The organism is Bacillus cereus G9842 (assembly GCF_000021305.1).
Taxonomy (GTDB): domain Bacteria; phylum Bacillota; class Bacilli; order Bacillales; family Bacillaceae_G; genus Bacillus_A; species Bacillus_A thuringiensis_S.
The window spans coordinates 4,072,368-4,088,855 of record NC_011772.1 but is presented as its reverse complement, the minus strand read 5'-3'; the positions used below and the strand labels follow the sequence as shown (position 1 = coordinate 4,088,855).

Below are 16,488 nucleotides of genomic sequence, written 5' to 3'. Positions count from 1 at the left end.
AATGAAACAAGTACAAACAAAAAGGGATTGGAAAAAACTTGCATACGACGTAGTGGAAGAAAAGATGATTACGAAAGAAGATGCAATAGCGATATTAGAAGCTGATGATACAGAAGTTTTAGAAATTATGAATGCAGCTTACATTATTCGCCATCATCACTTTGGTAAGAAAGTAAAATTGAATATGATTATTAATACGAAATCTGGATTATGTCCTGAAGATTGTGGATATTGCTCACAGTCTATTATTTCAGAAGCACCAATTGATAAATATGCATGGTTAACGCAGGAGAAAATTGTAGAAGGGGCACATGAAGCAATACGCCGTAAAGCAGGTACATATTGTATTGTAGCGTCTGGTCGTCGTCCGACGGATAAAGAGGTAAATCACGTAATTGGAGCAGTTAAGGAAATTCGTGAAACGACAGACTTGAAGATTTGTTGTTGTTTAGGTTTCTTAAATGAAGATCAAGCAGGACGTTTAGCGGAAGCAGGCGTGCATCGTTATAACCACAACTTAAATACACATGCAAATAATTACGATAGTATTTGTTCAACGCATACGTATGATGATCGTGTTGATACAGTTCAAAAAGCGAAACAAGCTGGTATTTCACCATGCTCTGGAGCGATTTTTGGCATGGGAGAAACAATTGAAGAGCGTGCTGAAATTGCATTTGAATTACAACGTATAGATGCAGATTCTATCCCTTGTAATTTCCTTGTTGCTGTAAAGGGGACACCTCTTGAAGGGCAAAAAGAGTTAACGCCAGTAGAATGTTTAAAAGTACTGGCAATGATGCGTTTTGTAAACCCAACAAAAGAAATTCGTATTTCAGGAGGACGTGAAATCAATTTACGTTCTGTACAGCCAATCGGTTTATTTGCAGCAAATTCTATTTTTGTCGGGGACTACTTAACGACAGCTGGACAAGAGCCGACTGCGGACTGGGGTATGATTGCAGATTTAGGATTTGAGATTGAAGAATGTGCATTATAAGATAGATGAAAAAGCAAACTTGTAAAAGGGTTTGCTTTTTTTGTAAATAAAATGTAATAAATAGTTGTGAACGCTTGGTATTATTGGTTTTTGAGCGAAAAAAAGAATTTTTGTGGACGAATTTTCCAAGCCCTAGTTGTACATAGTAAATATGTAATTTATATTGGGTTGGAGGATTTTACATGTACAAATACATATTAGCGATTATGACTTGTTTAATTTTAATAAAAGCAATAAGTTCTGATCCAGTTAAGGCTGCTGAAAATCCTGAACAAAAAGAGATGCAACAAAGAATCGAACAACACTTTCGAACGAAAGCTGAACATTTTGGATTGAAAACGGAAGGAAAAGATTTAAAGGAAGTTAGAAAAGAAATTACTATTATAGAAGAAGCGAAAAAAAGAGAGAATGTATGGAGAACAGCACAAGCTCTTCATATAAAAACAGAAGGAAAAACGATGAATGAATTAATAAAAGATGTACAAAAAAAGGTGAAAAAATAAAAAGAGGCCGCAGCCTCTTTTTTTATGCCCATTGTTTTGATAAGTGAGCCATTTCAATTGCAGCAACAGCTGATTCATATCCTTTATTACCAGCTTTCGTACCTGCGCGTTCAATCGCTTGTTCAATTGTTTCTGTCGTTAATACGCCGAAAATAACTGGGATGTCCATTTGTAGTGATAAAGACGCAACACCTTTTGCTACTTCATTACAAACGTAATCGTAGTGAGTTGTAGCACCTCGGATTACAGTACCTAATGTAATAACAGCATCATACTTTCCGCTACTAGCCATCTTTTTAGCGATTAAAGGAATTTCAAATGCACCAGGAACCCAAGCAACATCAATATCATTTTCTTCTACACCGTGACGCTTTAATCCGTCTAAAGCGCCGCCAAGTAACTTACTTGTAATAAATTCATTAAAACGTCCAACAACAACTCCAACTTTTAATCCTGTACCAACCAAATGACCTTCGAATACCATAATAAATCTCTCCTTTAATTATAAGTTTAGTAAGTGTCCTAATTTGTTTACTTTCGTTTGTAAATACGATTTATTCTCTTCTTTTGCTGGCATTTGCAACGGTACACGCTCGACTACTTCTAAATCGTAACCTTGTAAGCCAGCAATTTTTCTTGGGTTATTCGTTAATAATCGTAAACTTTGTAAACCTAAATCTTTTAATATTTGTGCACCGATACCGTAATCACGAAGATCAGCAGGGAAGCCGAGTTTTTCATTTGCTTCTACAGTATCGAATCCTTCTTCTTGTAATTTATAAGCACGAAGCTTATTAAGAAGCCCAATGCCTCTTCCTTCTTGTCTCATATAAAGAAGAACACCTTTTCCTTCACGCTCAATTTGAGCAAGTGCTGCATGGAGTTGTGGTCCGCAATCGCAGCGATGTGAACCGAATACATCTCCTGTTAAGCATTCAGAATGAACACGCACAAGTACCGGTTCACCTATTGAAATATCACCTTTTACAAGTGCGATATGTTCTTTCGTATCTAATGAGTTAGAATAGCCAATTGCGTGGAAAGTACCGAAATCTGTAGGTAATGTAATTTCCACCTCTCTCGTCACAAGTGTTTCATGATGGCGGCGGTAAGCAATTAAATCTTCTATTGTAATCATTTTTATATCAAATTGTTTTGCGCATTCTATTAAATCAGGTACACGTGCCATCGTGCCGTCCTCATTTATAATCTCGCAAATAACTCCAGCTGGTTCGGCACCGCATAGCTTTGCTAAATCAACAGCAGCTTCTGTATGACCTGCACGACGCAGGACACCGCCTTCTTTCGCAATTAATGGAAAGATATGTCCAGGTCGATTGAAATCAGTGCCTTTTGATGCGGGATTTAACAATTCTTGTATCGTAGTTGCACGTTCGTGAGCGCTAATCCCTGTTGTTGTAGAAACATGGTCAATGCTCACTGTAAACGCAGTATGATGTGAATCTGTATTATGAGATACCATTGGTTCTAATTGTAGACGTTCTGCGTATCCTTCCGTAATCGGTACACAAACGAGACCACGACCATGTGTAATCATAAAATTAATTGTTTCCGGTGTAATGTACTCTGCTAAAGCAATAAAGTCGCCTTCATTTTCTCGGTTTTCATCATCACATACGATAACGACTTTACCTTGTTTTAAATCTTCTAGAGCTTCTTCAATACGATGAAACATTGTGCTTCCCCCTTATAGAAATCCGTTTTCTTGTAAAAAACTTTCGGTCATTGAACCTACTCGTTTTGCAGGTTTAGTAATAAAGCGTTCGATATATTTACCAATCATGTCACACTCAATATTTACGATATCTCCGGCATTTTTTTCTCCAATGACAGATTCGCTTACTGTGTGCGGGATGAGTGAAATCGTTATGGAAGCTTCGTCTATATCAAATATCGTTAAACTCGTTCCATCAACAGCAATGGACCCTTTATGCAAACAATAGTGTAGCAATTCATCAGAAATTGCTATTTTATAATAGACGGCATTGTAATGTTGTTTTTTAGTTAAAATCGTTCCGATGCCATCAATGTGTCCTGAAACGAAATGTCCACCGAATCTTCCATTTGCAGACATTGCCCGCTCTAAATTTACTTTAGAGTGGGGTTTAAGCATGCGAAGCGATGTCGACTGCATCGTTTCAGGCATTGCATCAACTGTAAATGAAGTAGTTGTAAAGTTTGTTACAGTTAAGCAAATACCGTTAACTGCGATACTATCACCTAAGTGAACATCTGATAAAATTTTCTTTGCATGAATCGTTAATTTCATCGCTTCTCCGCTTTGTTGCATGTTTGCTATCGTTCCTAATTCTTCTACAATTCCTGTAAACATTCCGTCACCTCGTTTCGGGCATTCGCAACGATTTTTATATCATCACCAATTTGTTTCATCTCTTGAATTTTCAAGGAAAGCGCATCTTGTAATTTTGAAAAACCATTTCCTCCAAATAAAGTAGGAGCATCTTTTCCACCAATTAATTTCGGGCTTATATAGGTTACAATTTCATTGAAATTGTTTGTTTTTAAGAAACTTGCATGAATTGATTGGCCACCTTCAACGAATAGAGAAAGAATTTGTTTCTCTCCAAGAAAGGAAAGAAGGTCCTCGATTTCTATATGCTTCGTTTCCATTTGGAATATAGCTATATTTTTAGAATTATAAGAAGATATCTTCTCTTTCTTTACATCCTTACCGACAATAATCCATGTCGGTGCTAAACCATCTGTTATAACATGAGAAGATGGTGGCGTTCGTAAATGGGTATCTAAAACAACGCGAATAGGATGTTTCCCACCATTTGGAATTCTTGTTGTTAAATGAGGATTATCAGCTATAACTGTATTCACTCCAACAAGAATTGCATCATGTGTATGGCGATATTGGTGAACATCAGCACGTGCTTCTTCACCTGTAATCCACTTACTTTCACCAGTTACAGTTGCTATTTTTCCATCTAAGCTCATCGCTGTTTTGATTGTTACAAAAGGGCGTTTCGTTTTCATGTAGTGAAAAAAGTAGCGATTTAATAAAACTGCTTCTGCTTCAAGAACACCAGTAGTTACTTCAATTCTAGCTTCCTCTAATCTTCTTTTTCCGTTACCAGAAACGAGCGGATTACAATCGAGAGTAGCAATTACCACACGCTTAACTCCTTTTTCGATGAGCAATTCACAACAAGGTGGTGTTTTTCCAAAGTGGCTACACGGTTCCAGTGTTACATAAACGGTAGCGTCTTTGGCGTTCTGACTAGCCATTTGAAGGGCATGAACTTCTGCGTGTTCTTCACCAGCTCGTAAATGAGCCCCCATACCAACGATGTTTCCATCTTTTACAACAACAGCACCAACCATAGGATTTGGACTTGTTTGTCCTGATGTTCCTTCTGCTAACTGCAGGGCAATCCTCATATATTCTTGATCTGTCATTTTCTTCACCTCTCCTAAAAAAATCAAAAAACCCCAAGGATTTAATATCCTTGGGGTTTGGGAGACGTGATTTCTAGAAATATAGTTTGAATACGAAAGCATAGGAAAGAAACCTAACGATAATTGATATTTCTGCATAAGGAAAAAACCTAGCAAAATATCGAATTTTTAAACGCTAGTTGTCTCTTTTTATTTCAGTATAAAAAATAAGTATAGAAAATTAAACATATATAAAGAATCAAAATGAATCTTTAAAAATATGCATACTGAAATAAAAGTGTATTCACTATATAAAAAACTAGAAACATATCCTTCTCCCATCCAGACTATACTGTCGGCCCTAGAGTTTCACTAGATCCACCGTTTTCGAGTTGAAAACGGGTCACGGACTTAGAAGTTTTCACTTCATCACCGCCGGTTGGGAATTTCACCCGACCCCGAAGGATGCTGTTTGCTCAAATTATAGCACAAAAAAAATAAAAGGCTAGTAAAAAATATTCGAATGTGAAGAATTGTGTGAAAATATATGTGGGCTGGAATGGAAATAAAAGTATTAGAAGTGTTGTAAGGAGAAGGGATATAACGGAGTTGCTAAAAAGAAAAAACATGCACAAAAAAATGTGCATGTCACATGTAAAATTATTCTGCCTCTGGTGCTCTAACAACAGACTCGAATTTACCTTTATGCGAAGCGTCGCAATAAGGCATATTTTTTGATAAACCACAACGGCATAAAGAAAATGCCGGTTTTGCTGGGAATACATTCCCTTGTGAGTCGACTAATTCCACGTCCCCTGTAACGCGAAAAGAGCCATTATCATTTACTTTAATTTGTACTTTTGCCAACGTTATCCCTCCTTCCCAAACGCTTAATTTCATCATATAATCAAGGGAAGTGCTTGACAATATAAAAAGAGCACTTTGTTTGAGAAAGAAGAGAGTGTTATAATAGTTTTCATAACTGACTAGAGTAAGGTGACGAGAGATGGATAAACAATTACATACATTACGAAACATTGCAAATGAGCGCACGTGGGCATCATTTTTGAATGATAATCATCCATATAGTTTGTTACATTGGTCCATTGCAGGTGTAGGGCAAGAGGCAAAGGATGTTTGGTTACTTCAAGATGAAGTAACATTTCAAACGACAGAATTCCCAACGTTAGATGATGCAATGCAATGGATTTCTGAAAATATGGAACAAGTTACAGACGTTTTAGCGCAATAAAAAAACAGGCTTATGCAAGCCTGTTTTTTGTTTCTTTCACATATGTGTTTAAAAATTGATCGATGGCTGCTTCGTACTCTTCTTTATTTTCGTTATAAGAGCAAGCGTGTGCACCACGTTCTGCAATATAAAGTTGTTTATTGTTTTCTTTTGCTTCATATAGTGATTTCGTCATATCAGCTAAAATATAATCATCATCTTTACTATGAATAAAGAGGATGGGATTGTTAATATTTTTTATACAATCAATTGGTGAAACTTCGCGAATCGTATAACCGTCACGCACTTTTAAAAAAGCATTTGCTAAAGGTAATAAAGGCCATTTTGGTAAATGGAATTCAACCTTTAAACGGTGCTGTAATTGTCCGTGAAAATCAGAGAAAGGACAATCTGCAATATAGAAATCAGCACCATCTTCTACAAGTCCTGCGTATTGAAGAAGTGTTGCAGCTCCCATAGATTCACCATGAATACCGAGTGTTATATTTGTTCCAAAGCGACTTTTTAGCCAGTCAACTACAGATTTTAAATCATGTTTTTCATAGTATCCATAGCTTGTTGTTTTTCCGCCAGTTTTACCATGACGACGATGATCATAAATAACGACATTATACCCTCTGTTTAAAAATAACCTTGCATATTTTACAGAGTTCATTTTATTTACAGTTACGCCGTGACAAAAAATCATAAACTTATTGGAATGACCAGCAGGAATGTAATAGCCGTGAAGATCATATCCGAATTGTGAAGGAATATGAATTTCTTCTTTATGAAGAGCATCAAAATCTTCTATACGAAAATGTTTTTTCGTTTCTCTTTCGAGTACTTCTTCCTCTGTTTTTTTCTTTAAATACATCACTTTATTTGTAAAGAAAATCCCAAGGGCTGTTATCGCACCTAGTACAGTAAACAATGCTGCAAAAAAACGTTTCATACTTTACCTCATCCTCCAAATACCGTTACATGTGATACACTTATATTGTATCACAATGATATAAAAGGGGAGAAATAGGAAATGGTGCATATACAAAAAATTACGCCAACGATGAAAGAAACAATTCGAATGTTTATGTGTGAGAACTGGGGAAGTTCATTGATGGTTTCACGTGGTAAGGGGCATCAATTAGAAGAGTTGCCAGGATTTGTTGCGTTTTCTAATGACAGAATAATCGGAATTATAACGTATGAAGTGACTGGAAATATGTGTGAAATTATATCGTTAGATAGTATTGAAGAAAGAAAAGGAATAGGGAAGAAGCTTGTGGATTGTGTATTGCAAGTTGCAGAAGAAGAACGGTGCAGGCAGGTTTGTCTTATTACAACAAATGATAATATGAATGCGTTACGATTTTACCAAAAACGTAATTTTGTAATGACTAATTTATATGTGAATGCGGTAGAGGAGGCACGAAAAATAAAGAAAGAAATTCCACGTATTGGATATGATAATATCCCAATTTTACATGAAATTCAGTTGGAGTATCGTTTAGTGAAATGATGTAACAATTTTCAGAAATATGAGTTATTAATCTTGACGGATAGTGTAATTTAGGTTACCGTAAAATTGTAATCTATTACCATATTAAGGGGTGACGATGTGGCAACTATACGTGATGTTGCAAAATTGGCAGGTGTTTCAGTCGCAACCGTTTCACGAGTTATTAATGAAAAAGGATATGTTCATGAGGACACAGTAAAACAAGTAAAGGAAGCAATTGAAGAATTACGTTATAGGCCAAACAGTGCAGCGAAGCCACTATTTAAAGAGAATTCAACGATAATTGCATTACTTGTAGATAATCTATATGACCCATCAAACATCACTTTGCTACATTGTATTGAGGAAATAGCATATAAAGAAGGATATCAAATCATTGTTTGTAATATAGAGAATAAAGATAGATACATATATATGTTGAAGGAGAATAACGTTGCAGGTGTTATTTTAACAAAATCCGTTTTTAAAAGTATAGGAGAAATTCCATTTCCGTTTGTTGTGATTGATGAGCAACAATCACATGGAAATTATTATGAAAGTGGACAGAGGGCTGTTTCTTTATTAAAAGAGAAAGGGTGTCACTTTCTTGCATATTTCGGTGAGGGAGAAGAAAGTGAAGAAATGGAAGATCATATAGCAGGTTTTTTAGATACTGTTTGGGATGAAGGAATCTCTTATCGAGAAGAATGTGTACAAGGGTATACAAATAAACAGTTTATTACATTATTGCGAAACAATCCGTATATAGATGGAATTGTAACCTCAAGTGATCAGATTGCTATTGAGTTAATTCGGTCAGCAAGATTTGTAAATATACATGTACCAGATAAATTAAAAATTGTTGGACCGAATGGGAGCATAGAGTGTGAATGGATAGGTTCATCACTACCGGCAATTGAAAGCTATGTCAAAGATAACGGAAAAGTAGCTTTTCAACAATTAAAAGGAAAAATAAAAAAGTAAAAGGTGCGTTTTATACGCACCTTTTTATAATGTAATTGCGGCAATAAAGCCAAATATAAGTAACGGTATATTGTAATGTAGAAAAGTGGGTACACATGTATCCCATATATGATGGTGCTGACCATCAGCATTTAAACCGGATGTTGGTCCGAGGGTACTATCTGATGCTGGAGATCCTGCGTCACCTAGCGCTCCGGCTGTACCAATAATTGCAATTGTAGCCATCGGACTAAATCCAAGCTGAATGCACAGAGGTACAAAAATTGTTGTTAAGATAGGGATGGTTGAAAAGGATGAACCAATTCCCATCGTAACGAGAAGTCCAATAACAAGCATAAGAAATGCAGCGAGTGGTTTGTTATTTCCGATTATATGTGCACTCGTTTGCACCAGAGATTCAACATGTCCTGTTTTTCGAAGAACAGCGCCGAATCCAGCGGCAGCAATCATAACAAAGCCAATAAAGGACATCATACGCATTCCGCTTGTTAATATCGCATCTGCTTCTTTAAGTGGTAGACTACCACTTACTGATAAGACGATAATACCTGCTAAAGCACCGAAAATCATTGATTCTGTTGTTAATTGAACAGTTAATGTAGCAATGATAGATAATAACCCGAAAGTAATGCTACGTTTTGTATAGGGAACGATCTCATTTTCGGTAGTATGAATTTGTTCTGTTTCATACGTACGAGGTTTTCGGTACGTAATGAATACCGCTACACATAATCCAATAATCATACCGAGTGCTGGAATAGTCATTGCTTTTGGAATAAGTGTGACATCAAATGTAAGACCGCTTTGCGCAGCGTTGGTTTGCAATACGTCATGATAAATTTTTCCGAACCCTGCAGGGATCCACATATAAGGAGTAATTAATCCAAATGTAATAATACACGTGACAAGTCTTCGATCCACTTTCAGCTCATTTAATACTTTTAAAAGTGCTGGAATTAAGATGGGGATGAAAGCAATGTGAACAGGAATCACATTTTGTGAGAAACAAGCCATCGTTAAAATAATGAATAAAATAAGTATTTTAGAATAAACTTGTTTTTTCGTGTCTTGTTCATTGCCAATCCATTTTAATGCAGTTTGAATCATAGCATCTGGAAGTCCTGTTTTGGAAAGGGAAATAGCGAAACCACCAAGCATTGCATAACTTAAAGCGATTGGAGCACTGTTTCCAAGACCAGTTGTAAAAGTGTTAATCGTTTCTGAAATACCGAGTCCGCCGATAATTCCGCCTGTTAAAGCTCCAACAATGATGGCGACAATGACCTGGACACGTAACAAACTAAGCAATAGCATAATTGCTACTGCGACGAGTACAGCGTTCATAATAAATGTAATCTCCCTAAATTTTTATTCTGTTAAGACAAGTAAATATGAAACATTTTGCTATGTTTATACATACTTGCGACATATTATTATAAAATGTTTTCTATGAAATGTAAAAGAGCCTTTTGTTACTAATGCTGAAAAGCTAGCTCTTGTTTAATTGATTGCAAAGAATTGGCGAATAATTCTGGTTCTTCTAGATCAGGAGAATGTGCTGAATTTGGGAACCAAATCATTTTTTTTATAGGCGCTTCAATAATATCGCAATATTCCTGAACGAGTGCATAAGGAGTTTGATAATCATAGCGACCAGAACAAAAATAAACTGGAATAGATAAACTTGAGATAGAAGAAAAGAAATCGATTGTCAGCATTTCTTCCCATAAAACGCCAGATTTTAAATTTCCTGCGAGAAACTTGAACCAATCTAATAGCGTATATTCAGGAGAAAAGAAACCTTTTCGTATGAAAGAAAAGGAAGATCCGTTTTGGATTGCTCCTCCGAATGTGCCAAGCCACTTTCTTTGAATAATAAGACGTCTCATATCTAAAAATGGTGGTTTTCCTAATTTTAAAAGGGAAGCTAATGCTTTTTTATGATCATGTTTTTTTGCAGAACTAATTAAATGTTGATATAGCAATTCTTCATTTTGTTTCATATGTACAATTTGCCCAATACCGATGTAAGCCTCGATATACTTTGGATATTGATGTGCTATGTTAAGCCCAATAATACTTCCCCAAGAATGACCAGCGAGAAATAGTTTTTGTTTGTTGAACCTTTTAAGTGCATATTGAATCACTTCTTTTGCATCGGAAACGAATTGTTCGATTGTAAAATTTGCTCCGAAATCTTTCATTGAAAAAGATTTACCCGCCCCGCGCTGATCCCAATTAATAACAATAAAGTGCTTCTCTAATTCTTTTTGAAAATGACGAATAAATCCGATTTGTGCCATGCCGGGTCCACCATGGCAGCATAATAAAATAGGCTGCTCTACGTTTTGCCCACGCATAAGGAGAGTTTGTTTTCGATTATTAATCATAACGCTTTCTATCGTAGCGATACTATTAGGAATGAGTTGTTTGTTTTCAGTATAGAACTGAGGGGTATAGCTACGCAAAAGCATATTGAAAACCTCCTTTTGTGAAATCGTATGAATCGCACAGGCTATTCATTTTGCATATACTGTTAGAAAATCATTGTAACATACCATACTAGTGTCATTTCAACACGGGAGGAGGGAAATTGTGACGATTGGAGAAATTATAGATGGTTTAAATAGGCGTGAATCCATCGCTATTATAGCAAAACGTCTTGAAATAAGCCCGTATACATTATCGAAGAAATTAAGATTGATTGGATACGAATATGATGGAGAGCAGAAGAAACGTATTTTTGTAGGAGATGGAGAAGAACCACGTCACTTACAACTCCAAGAAGCGACCGCCCTTCAATATGAGAAAACAGATTATCAATTATTAATTTATGAGCAATTACAAAGTATTTATGAATTATTAAGAAGAAGAGAAGAAGTAATTGCACCAATTATGAGTAAAAGTACAGAGAAAAAGAGACGCACCTTTTCTATTAATACAGAAATATTAGCAAGATTGGACCTTATATCAGAATCGAAAGGAATTCAAAAATCTAAAATTGTAGAAGAGGCGTTGCAACAATTTTTACAGCAATATGAATTTAACAAAACATCACATTTTGATAACTAAAGAAAAGGATACTATGTTCATTGGAAGAACGAGTATCCTTTTTATGATGCATATTACGTATAAATACAGGATTAGTGCAAATCTTTTATGGCGTGAAAAATGAAATTTCTTATTAGAGAAACACTTAATTTACTTTTTGGATTCTTCCATCAATAACTGGCTGAATTGGTTCTTTTAATTGTTTTACGTAATCGACTAACGCTTCAAAGTCGTTTGGACCAGTTTCTGCATTTTTACCATTTTTAAATGATATGAATCCGTCACCGCCAGAAGCTAAGAAAGCATTTGCAACTACGCTATACGTTTTAGATGGAGATAATTCTTCTCCGTTTGTTAAACGTATATTTGTAACTTTTTCACCGTTTGGTTTATTTGCATCCCACGCATATTGAATACCTGAAATTTGAAGCATTCTTGTTGTTCCTTTTTGCCATTGCTGATTTAAAATATCGCGAATGTCTTGACCTGTTAAATCTACTTTAATCAATTGATTTCCAAAAGGTTGAATGCCGTATAACTCACCCCACGTAATATCACCAGCATCTAAGTCATTACGAATGCCACCAGGATTCATGAGGGCGATTTGAGTTTGCATCGTTTGACGCTGAGCATCGGCAACTAAATTTCCAAGAGTGGACTCACCAGCATCATTTTGTTTACGGTCGATAGATGCTGTAGATTTTCCGACCACTTCATTTACAAGTGGTGCGATTTTTTCTTTATATTGATCTAGTTTTTTCTTTACTTGTTTATCAGGTTCTACACCTTCATGATACGTTGTAACAACTTCAGCTTTTTTCTTTATAATATCCTTTGTTTTACGATCAATTGTTACATCCACGTCTGAGAAAGCCGTGCCGTAAGAATTTGCTTGGACAATTAGCTTATTATTTACTGTACCATTTACATACGTATGACTATGTCCACCGAAAATAACATCAACTTCTGGGTCTGTTTCATTTGCAATTCGAGTAAGGTCGCCATTTGTTACCCCAGACTCATCGGTTGTTCCACCGACATGAGCAAGAACGACGATAGATTTAACGCCGAGGCGTTTTAATTGTTGTGTTGATTTATTAATTGCTTCTACTTCATCAGTAATTTGTACATTTTTAAGCATCGTAGGCATAACGACATTTGGTGTATCAGTTGTAACAACACCAATGAATCCTACAGGAACACCATCTACCATTTTTACAGTAAATGGTGGTAAAAATAAGCGGCCAGTTGATTTGTTATAGAAGTTAGCAGCTACATAGGGGAAGTTAGCCCCTTTGAAATTCCCTGTTTTTTCATGATATCCACCGTAAATGAGGCGTTTCATTTCATCAATGCCTTCATCAAATTCATGGTTTCCGATTGTACCAACATCAAATTTTAAATCATTTAAAAATTCAATCGTCGGTTCATCCTGTAATAATGCTGAAACTGGTGGACTAGCTCCGACGATATCACCAGCATGTACGAGAAGTGTATTAGGGTTTTGTTTTTTACGTTCTTTTAAATAAGTAGCTAAGTAATCAGCGCCACCAGCTTCTTTATTATTAATTTTTTTAACAGTATCTAGTTGTCCATGGAAATCATTAATACCAAGCATTTGTACGTCTATGTAGCGGTTTTGTTCAGCTGGATTCTGAGATGGGGGAGCGGCAAATACGCTTGAAAAAGTAATAGTGCTTAAAACAGCAACGGCAGGAATAATTTTTTTCCACATAGTTCATTTCTCCTTTTTTATAATCTGACATCATACGACATAATTTTAATAGATTCATAGGATTATAGCTACATAAAAATTTAGTCTTTTCGAAAAATTAACATATTTACAAAAAGTGGATAATAGAGTAAAGACCCTTTTTTATTGTCGATTGCATCGTGTATCTACTATAATGGAGAAAAAAGTAAAAGGTGAGTAGCATGAAGAAAAAGAAACAAAGACAAATGCAAAGACAATCGCAAGTGAATCCACCAAAGAAAGAAACACTTACATTAGGCGATCAATTAAATGATTCACTCATGCAACAATTAAAGAGTAAGAAGAAAGAGTTGCAAGTGAGAGAAGAGGAAAAAGAGGCAGCTGAACTGGAAAGAAAGCGCAAAGAACAAAAAGAACGTGAAAAGAATAAATCATTTGAAGAACTGCTAAGTGAAAGTAACCTTACTTGGAAAGACTTTAAATAATAAAAAAATGATCAGTGAAATTCACTGATCATTTTTTGACGAGCTTGTAAGAAAAGGGGAGTTATTATGAGGAAAATTGTAGTTGTTCCGCATGAAAATCATTGGATTGAAAAATTTCAAATGGAGGCTGAAAGATTAAAAACAGCGATGCCAGAAACGGTGAAAATTCATCATATTGGAAGTACGTCAGTGCCAGGACTGGCAGCTAAACCTATTATTGATATGATCATGGAAGTAGAAAGTATTGAAAGGGTAGATAGGTGGAATGAACGATTTATAGAGCTTGGTTACATCGTAAAAGGGGAAAATGGTATTTCAGGACGCCGATTTTTTATCCATGGAACGGAAGAAAAACGTTTGTATCATTTACACGTGTTTGAAAAAGGAAATCCAGAGATAGTAAGGCATTTAGCATTTCGTGATTATATGATGGCTCATTGTGAAGAAGCAGAGGCATATGCAACCTTAAAGAAAGAATTGGCCGAAAAGTATACATATGATGGCACGTTATATACGGAAGGGAAAAATGAGTTTGTGCGCAATGTGGATGAAAAAGCGAAAGAATGGAGAGAAAATAACGTGAATAAATGAGTTCACGTTATTTTTTAGCTATATAAAAGTGTTATGTAAACTGTACGTATGTTTTGACTTTTGGGATGAATCTTGTTGAAATAAAGTTGTGGCTTATAAAAAAATGTAACAATGAAAGGGAGACGACTGTGTATATTCCAACAACTACACTTCATAATGGCGTGAAAATGCCGATGATTGGTCTAGGCGTTTATAAAGCAAAAGAAGGCGACGAAGTAAAACAAGCAGTAAAAACAGCGTTAGAAGTTGGATACCGTTCGATTGATACAGCAACTGTGTATGAAAATGAAAGCGGTGTCGGAGAAGCGATTCGTGAATCAGGAATTCCAAGAGAAGACCTATTTATTACAACAAAAGTTTGGAATGACGATCAAGGATACGAGGAGACACTCGAGGCGTTTGAAAAAAGCTTAAAGAAATTACAAATGGACTATGTAGATTTATATTTAATACATTGGCCAGTAAGAGGGAAGTATGTGGATACGTACCGAGCGTTAGAAAAATTATATGAAGAAGGTAAAGTGCGTGCGATTGGTGTTTCTAATTTTCATAAACATCATTTAGAATTGTTATTACCAAATTGCAAAGTGAAGCCGATGGTGAACCAAGTAGAACTTCATCCGATGTTAACGCAATTTGAATTGCGTAATCATTGTCAAGGTGAGCAAATCCAAATGGAAGCGTGGAGTCCGTTAATGAGGGGCGGAGAAGTATTTCAGCATCCAATCATTCAGGCTATTGCTAACAAATATGAAAAAACACCTGCGCAAGTTATATTAAGATGGGATATTCAAAGCGGGATTGTTACAATTCCTAAATCTGTTACACCATCTCGTATTAAAGAAAACTTTACTATTTTTGATTTCTCACTAACTGAAGAAGAGATAAATCAAATTAACACGTTGAATCGCGATTTACATGTAGGCACAAATCCTGATAAATATGATACGTTATAAAAAAGACTGTCTCCTAATAAAGGAGACAGTCTTCTGTTTATCGGTAATTCGATATTTTTAACGATGCAAAGCATATGTGTCATATTTAACAATTTTTTGAAGTTGTACATATTCTTCTTTAGTTAAAGGTAACTGTTGGCTAGCTCGTATATTTTCCTGCAATTGTTGAAGAGAGCTTGCGCCAGGTATAACAGCTGCAACAGTCTTATTATGTAAGCAATATTGAATAGCTGTTCCTGTTAAAGAGCTTTCTCCAATCGTTTCTTTTACACTCGCTAGAGTTGTATGTAATTCATCGTAAGAATAAGAGAGGTAATCCTTTTCCTTTACTCTTTCTATTTTTCTTGCATTGTTATCAGTTAAAATTCCTTTTGCAAGTGGTCCGCGAGCAATGATGCTAATTTGGTATTCATTCAGAAGCGGGAACCATTCTTCTGGACGACGATTTAAAAGGCTATATTCCATTAGTACACTAACGATGTTTGAGCGTTTTGCATATTCACGGATTACATTTGGACGTATAGAAGAAATACCGTAATGGCGGATAATACCTTCTTTTTTCAATTCTTCAAAAGCTTCAATTGTTTCATCTATTGGATCTTCAATCGTCCCGCCATGAAGTTGGTAAAGGTCAATATAATCAGTTTGAAGTCTACGTAAACTTTCTTTTACTTCAGCCTTTATGTAAGCTTTAGAAGGGTCCCAAGACCAGCCGTTTTTTTCTTCTGTCCAACGATTTCCAACCTTCGTTGTAAGAACAATTTTGTCTCGTTTCCCCTTCAAGGCTTTTCCAACAAATTCTTCATTTAATCCGTAATCATATAAATCTGCTGTATCAAAAAAATTAATTCCTAAATCGATTGCTTCATCGACAATACGCATAGCCTCTGTTTCAGATGTACCGAGAGACATACAGCCAAGGCCCATTTCTGTAACAAATAAATCTGAGTTTCCTAATTGACGTTTTTTCATAGGTCAACCTCCTTACCTTTATTGTACGAGAGGGAAAAGAGGTTGACAAACGTTTCCTTTTCGCTTTGCATTAACTG

The 16,488-nt window shown here is 35.8% G+C and carries 19 protein-coding genes and 1 riboswitch; of the genes, 9 read left to right on the top strand and 10 right to left on the bottom strand.

What is annotated here, in order from left to right; all coding sequences use genetic code 11:
• Position 1 precedes the first annotated feature (1 nt).
• Together bioB and BCG9842_RS20500 are read left to right on the top strand one after the other, a co-directional pair.
• Complete coding sequence (bioB, locus tag BCG9842_RS20505; protein ID WP_000815856.1) at positions 2-1,000, top strand: biotin synthase; 999 nt, start codon at positions 2-4, stop codon at positions 998-1,000.
• Positions 1,001-1,182: 182 nt separating this feature from the next.
• Positions 1,183-1,503 (top strand): hypothetical protein, encoded by a 321-nt coding sequence (locus tag BCG9842_RS20500; RefSeq protein WP_000280032.1) that lies wholly within the window; start codon positions 1,183-1,185, stop codon positions 1,501-1,503.
• Between the two features lie 22 nt (positions 1,504-1,525).
• On the opposite strand, the gene ribH is transcribed toward BCG9842_RS20500, so the two are convergent.
• The 5 genes from ribH to BCG9842_RS31050 form a co-directional block, all read right to left on the bottom strand.
• Positions 1,526-1,987 carry a 6,7-dimethyl-8-ribityllumazine synthase gene (gene ribH, locus BCG9842_RS20495; RefSeq protein WP_000230895.1) on the bottom strand — a complete coding sequence of 154 codons (462 nt, stop codon included), beginning with the start codon at positions 1,985-1,987 and terminating at the stop codon, positions 1,526-1,528.
• An 18-nt stretch (positions 1,988-2,005) separates the two neighbouring features.
• Positions 2,006-3,199: a bifunctional 3,4-dihydroxy-2-butanone 4-phosphate synthase/GTP cyclohydrolase II gene (gene ribBA, locus BCG9842_RS20490; RefSeq protein WP_000469006.1), complete on the bottom strand. Its 1,194-nt coding sequence runs from the start codon at positions 3,197-3,199 to the stop codon at positions 2,006-2,008.
• A 12-nt stretch (positions 3,200-3,211) separates the two neighbouring features.
• The gene (gene ribE / locus BCG9842_RS20485; RefSeq protein ID WP_000493902.1) at positions 3,212-3,856 is read right to left on the bottom strand and encodes a riboflavin synthase; all 645 of its coding nucleotides are present in this window, start codon (positions 3,854-3,856) and stop codon (positions 3,212-3,214) included.
• A complete protein-coding gene (gene ribD / locus BCG9842_RS20480) occupies positions 3,838-4,950 on the bottom strand; it encodes a bifunctional diaminohydroxyphosphoribosylaminopyrimidine deaminase/5-amino-6-(5-phosphoribosylamino)uracil reductase RibD (protein WP_000131995.1) in 1,113 nt (370 codons plus the stop codon). The genes ribE and ribD overlap by 19 nt, the downstream gene beginning before the upstream one ends.
• A 305-nt stretch (positions 4,951-5,255) precedes the next feature.
• Positions 5,256-5,399, bottom strand: a riboswitch (FMN riboswitch).
• Positions 5,400-5,589: 190 nt separating this feature from the next.
• Entirely contained in the window at positions 5,590-5,796 is a 207-nt protein-coding gene (locus BCG9842_RS31050; protein WP_001151582.1) for a CDGSH iron-sulfur domain-containing protein, read from the bottom strand.
• Between the two features lie 139 nt (positions 5,797-5,935).
• Here BCG9842_RS31050 and BCG9842_RS20470 point away from each other — a divergent pair, with 139 nt between their 5' ends.
• Positions 5,936-6,181 carry a DUF2552 family protein gene (locus BCG9842_RS20470; RefSeq protein WP_000360793.1) on the top strand — a complete coding sequence of 82 codons (246 nt, stop codon included), beginning with the start codon at positions 5,936-5,938 and terminating at the stop codon, positions 6,179-6,181.
• Positions 6,182-6,191: 10 nt separating this feature from the next.
• On the opposite strand, the gene BCG9842_RS20465 is transcribed toward BCG9842_RS20470, so the two are convergent.
• Entirely contained in the window at positions 6,192-7,115 is a 924-nt protein-coding gene (locus BCG9842_RS20465) for an alpha/beta hydrolase (RefSeq protein ID WP_000819240.1), read from the bottom strand.
• 81 nt (positions 7,116-7,196) lie between these two features.
• Here BCG9842_RS20465 and BCG9842_RS20460 point away from each other — a divergent pair, with 81 nt between their 5' ends.
• Together BCG9842_RS20460 and BCG9842_RS20455 are read left to right on the top strand one after the other, a co-directional pair.
• Positions 7,197-7,679 carry a GNAT family N-acetyltransferase gene (locus BCG9842_RS20460; protein ID WP_000233419.1) on the top strand — a complete coding sequence of 161 codons (483 nt, stop codon included), beginning with the start codon at positions 7,197-7,199 and terminating at the stop codon, positions 7,677-7,679.
• Positions 7,680-7,778: 99 nt separating this feature from the next.
• On the top strand, positions 7,779-8,642 hold the full coding sequence (locus BCG9842_RS20455) for a LacI family DNA-binding transcriptional regulator (protein WP_000201358.1): 864 nt from the start codon (positions 7,779-7,781) through the stop codon (positions 8,640-8,642).
• A 24-nt stretch (positions 8,643-8,666) separates the two neighbouring features.
• Here the strand turns inward: BCG9842_RS20455 and BCG9842_RS20450 are convergent, their stop codons facing one another.
• Positions 8,667-9,986, bottom strand: coding sequence for a Na+/H+ antiporter family protein (locus BCG9842_RS20450; protein ID WP_000994811.1), 1,320 nt, complete (start codon positions 9,984-9,986; stop codon positions 8,667-8,669).
• 131 nt (positions 9,987-10,117) lie between these two features.
• Entirely contained in the window at positions 10,118-11,116 is a 999-nt protein-coding gene (locus tag BCG9842_RS20445) for an alpha/beta fold hydrolase (RefSeq protein WP_000926820.1), read from the bottom strand.
• 121 nt (positions 11,117-11,237) lie between these two features.
• Between BCG9842_RS20445 and BCG9842_RS20440 the strand changes: the two genes are divergently transcribed.
• The gene (locus tag BCG9842_RS20440) at positions 11,238-11,714 is read left to right on the top strand and encodes a ribbon-helix-helix domain-containing protein (protein ID WP_000151934.1); all 477 of its coding nucleotides are present in this window, start codon (positions 11,238-11,240) and stop codon (positions 11,712-11,714) included.
• 124 nt (positions 11,715-11,838) lie between these two features.
• Here BCG9842_RS20440 and BCG9842_RS20435 read toward each other — a convergent pair whose 3' ends face one another.
• The gene (locus tag BCG9842_RS20435; protein ID WP_000265545.1) at positions 11,839-13,428 is read right to left on the bottom strand and encodes a bifunctional metallophosphatase/5'-nucleotidase; all 1,590 of its coding nucleotides are present in this window, start codon (positions 13,426-13,428) and stop codon (positions 11,839-11,841) included.
• A 200-nt stretch (positions 13,429-13,628) separates the two neighbouring features.
• Between BCG9842_RS20435 and BCG9842_RS20430 the strand changes: the two genes are divergently transcribed.
• From BCG9842_RS20430 to BCG9842_RS20420, 3 genes are all read left to right on the top strand, one after another.
• Positions 13,629-13,892, top strand: coding sequence for a YqkE family protein (locus BCG9842_RS20430; RefSeq protein ID WP_000727553.1), 264 nt, complete (start codon positions 13,629-13,631; stop codon positions 13,890-13,892).
• A gap of 66 nt (positions 13,893-13,958) precedes the next feature.
• The gene (locus BCG9842_RS20425; RefSeq protein ID WP_001227177.1) at positions 13,959-14,483 is read left to right on the top strand and encodes a GrpB family protein; all 525 of its coding nucleotides are present in this window, start codon (positions 13,959-13,961) and stop codon (positions 14,481-14,483) included.
• A gap of 128 nt (positions 14,484-14,611) precedes the next feature.
• Positions 14,612-15,439 (top strand): aldo/keto reductase, encoded by an 828-nt coding sequence (locus BCG9842_RS20420; RefSeq protein ID WP_000275862.1) that lies wholly within the window; start codon positions 14,612-14,614, stop codon positions 15,437-15,439.
• A gap of 57 nt (positions 15,440-15,496) precedes the next feature.
• Here BCG9842_RS20420 and BCG9842_RS20415 read toward each other — a convergent pair whose 3' ends face one another.
• Complete coding sequence (locus BCG9842_RS20415; protein ID WP_000747233.1) at positions 15,497-16,411, bottom strand: aldo/keto reductase; 915 nt, start codon at positions 16,409-16,411, stop codon at positions 15,497-15,499.
• Positions 16,412-16,488: the final 77 nt, after the last annotated feature.

Excerpts from the sequence above, each read along its gene's own strand:
- BCG9842_RS20460 (WP_000233419.1), top strand. The coding sequence starts at position 7,197 with ATGGTGCATATACAAAAAATTACGCCAACGATGAAAGAAACAATTCGA.
- BCG9842_RS20500 (WP_000280032.1), top strand. The coding sequence starts at position 1,183 with ATGTACAAATACATATTAGCGATTATGACTTGTTTAATTTTAATAAAA.
- ribBA (WP_000469006.1), bottom strand. The coding sequence starts at position 3,199 with ATGTTTCATCGTATTGAAGAAGCTCTAGAAGATTTAAAACAAGGTAAA.
- ribH (WP_000230895.1), bottom strand. The coding sequence starts at position 1,987 with ATGGTATTCGAAGGTCATTTGGTTGGTACAGGATTAAAAGTTGGAGTT.
- ribE (WP_000493902.1), bottom strand. The coding sequence starts at position 3,856 with ATGTTTACAGGAATTGTAGAAGAATTAGGAACGATAGCAAACATGCAA.
- BCG9842_RS20430 (WP_000727553.1), top strand. The coding sequence starts at position 13,629 with ATGAAGAAAAAGAAACAAAGACAAATGCAAAGACAATCGCAAGTGAAT.
- BCG9842_RS20465 (WP_000819240.1), bottom strand. The coding sequence starts at position 7,115 with ATGAAACGTTTTTTTGCAGCATTGTTTACTGTACTAGGTGCGATAACA.
- BCG9842_RS20470 (WP_000360793.1), top strand. The coding sequence starts at position 5,936 with ATGGATAAACAATTACATACATTACGAAACATTGCAAATGAGCGCACG.
- bioB (WP_000815856.1), top strand. The coding sequence starts at position 2 with ATGAAACAAGTACAAACAAAAAGGGATTGGAAAAAACTTGCATACGAC.
- ribD (WP_000131995.1), bottom strand. The coding sequence starts at position 4,950 with ATGACAGATCAAGAATATATGAGGATTGCCCTGCAGTTAGCAGAAGGA.
- BCG9842_RS20425 (WP_001227177.1), top strand. The coding sequence starts at position 13,959 with ATGAGGAAAATTGTAGTTGTTCCGCATGAAAATCATTGGATTGAAAAA.
- BCG9842_RS20435 (WP_000265545.1), bottom strand. The coding sequence starts at position 13,428 with ATGTGGAAAAAAATTATTCCTGCCGTTGCTGTTTTAAGCACTATTACT.
- BCG9842_RS20450 (WP_000994811.1), bottom strand. The coding sequence starts at position 9,986 with ATGAACGCTGTACTCGTCGCAGTAGCAATTATGCTATTGCTTAGTTTG.
- BCG9842_RS20415 (WP_000747233.1), bottom strand. The coding sequence starts at position 16,411 with ATGAAAAAACGTCAATTAGGAAACTCAGATTTATTTGTTACAGAAATG.
- BCG9842_RS20445 (WP_000926820.1), bottom strand. The coding sequence starts at position 11,116 with ATGCTTTTGCGTAGCTATACCCCTCAGTTCTATACTGAAAACAAACAA.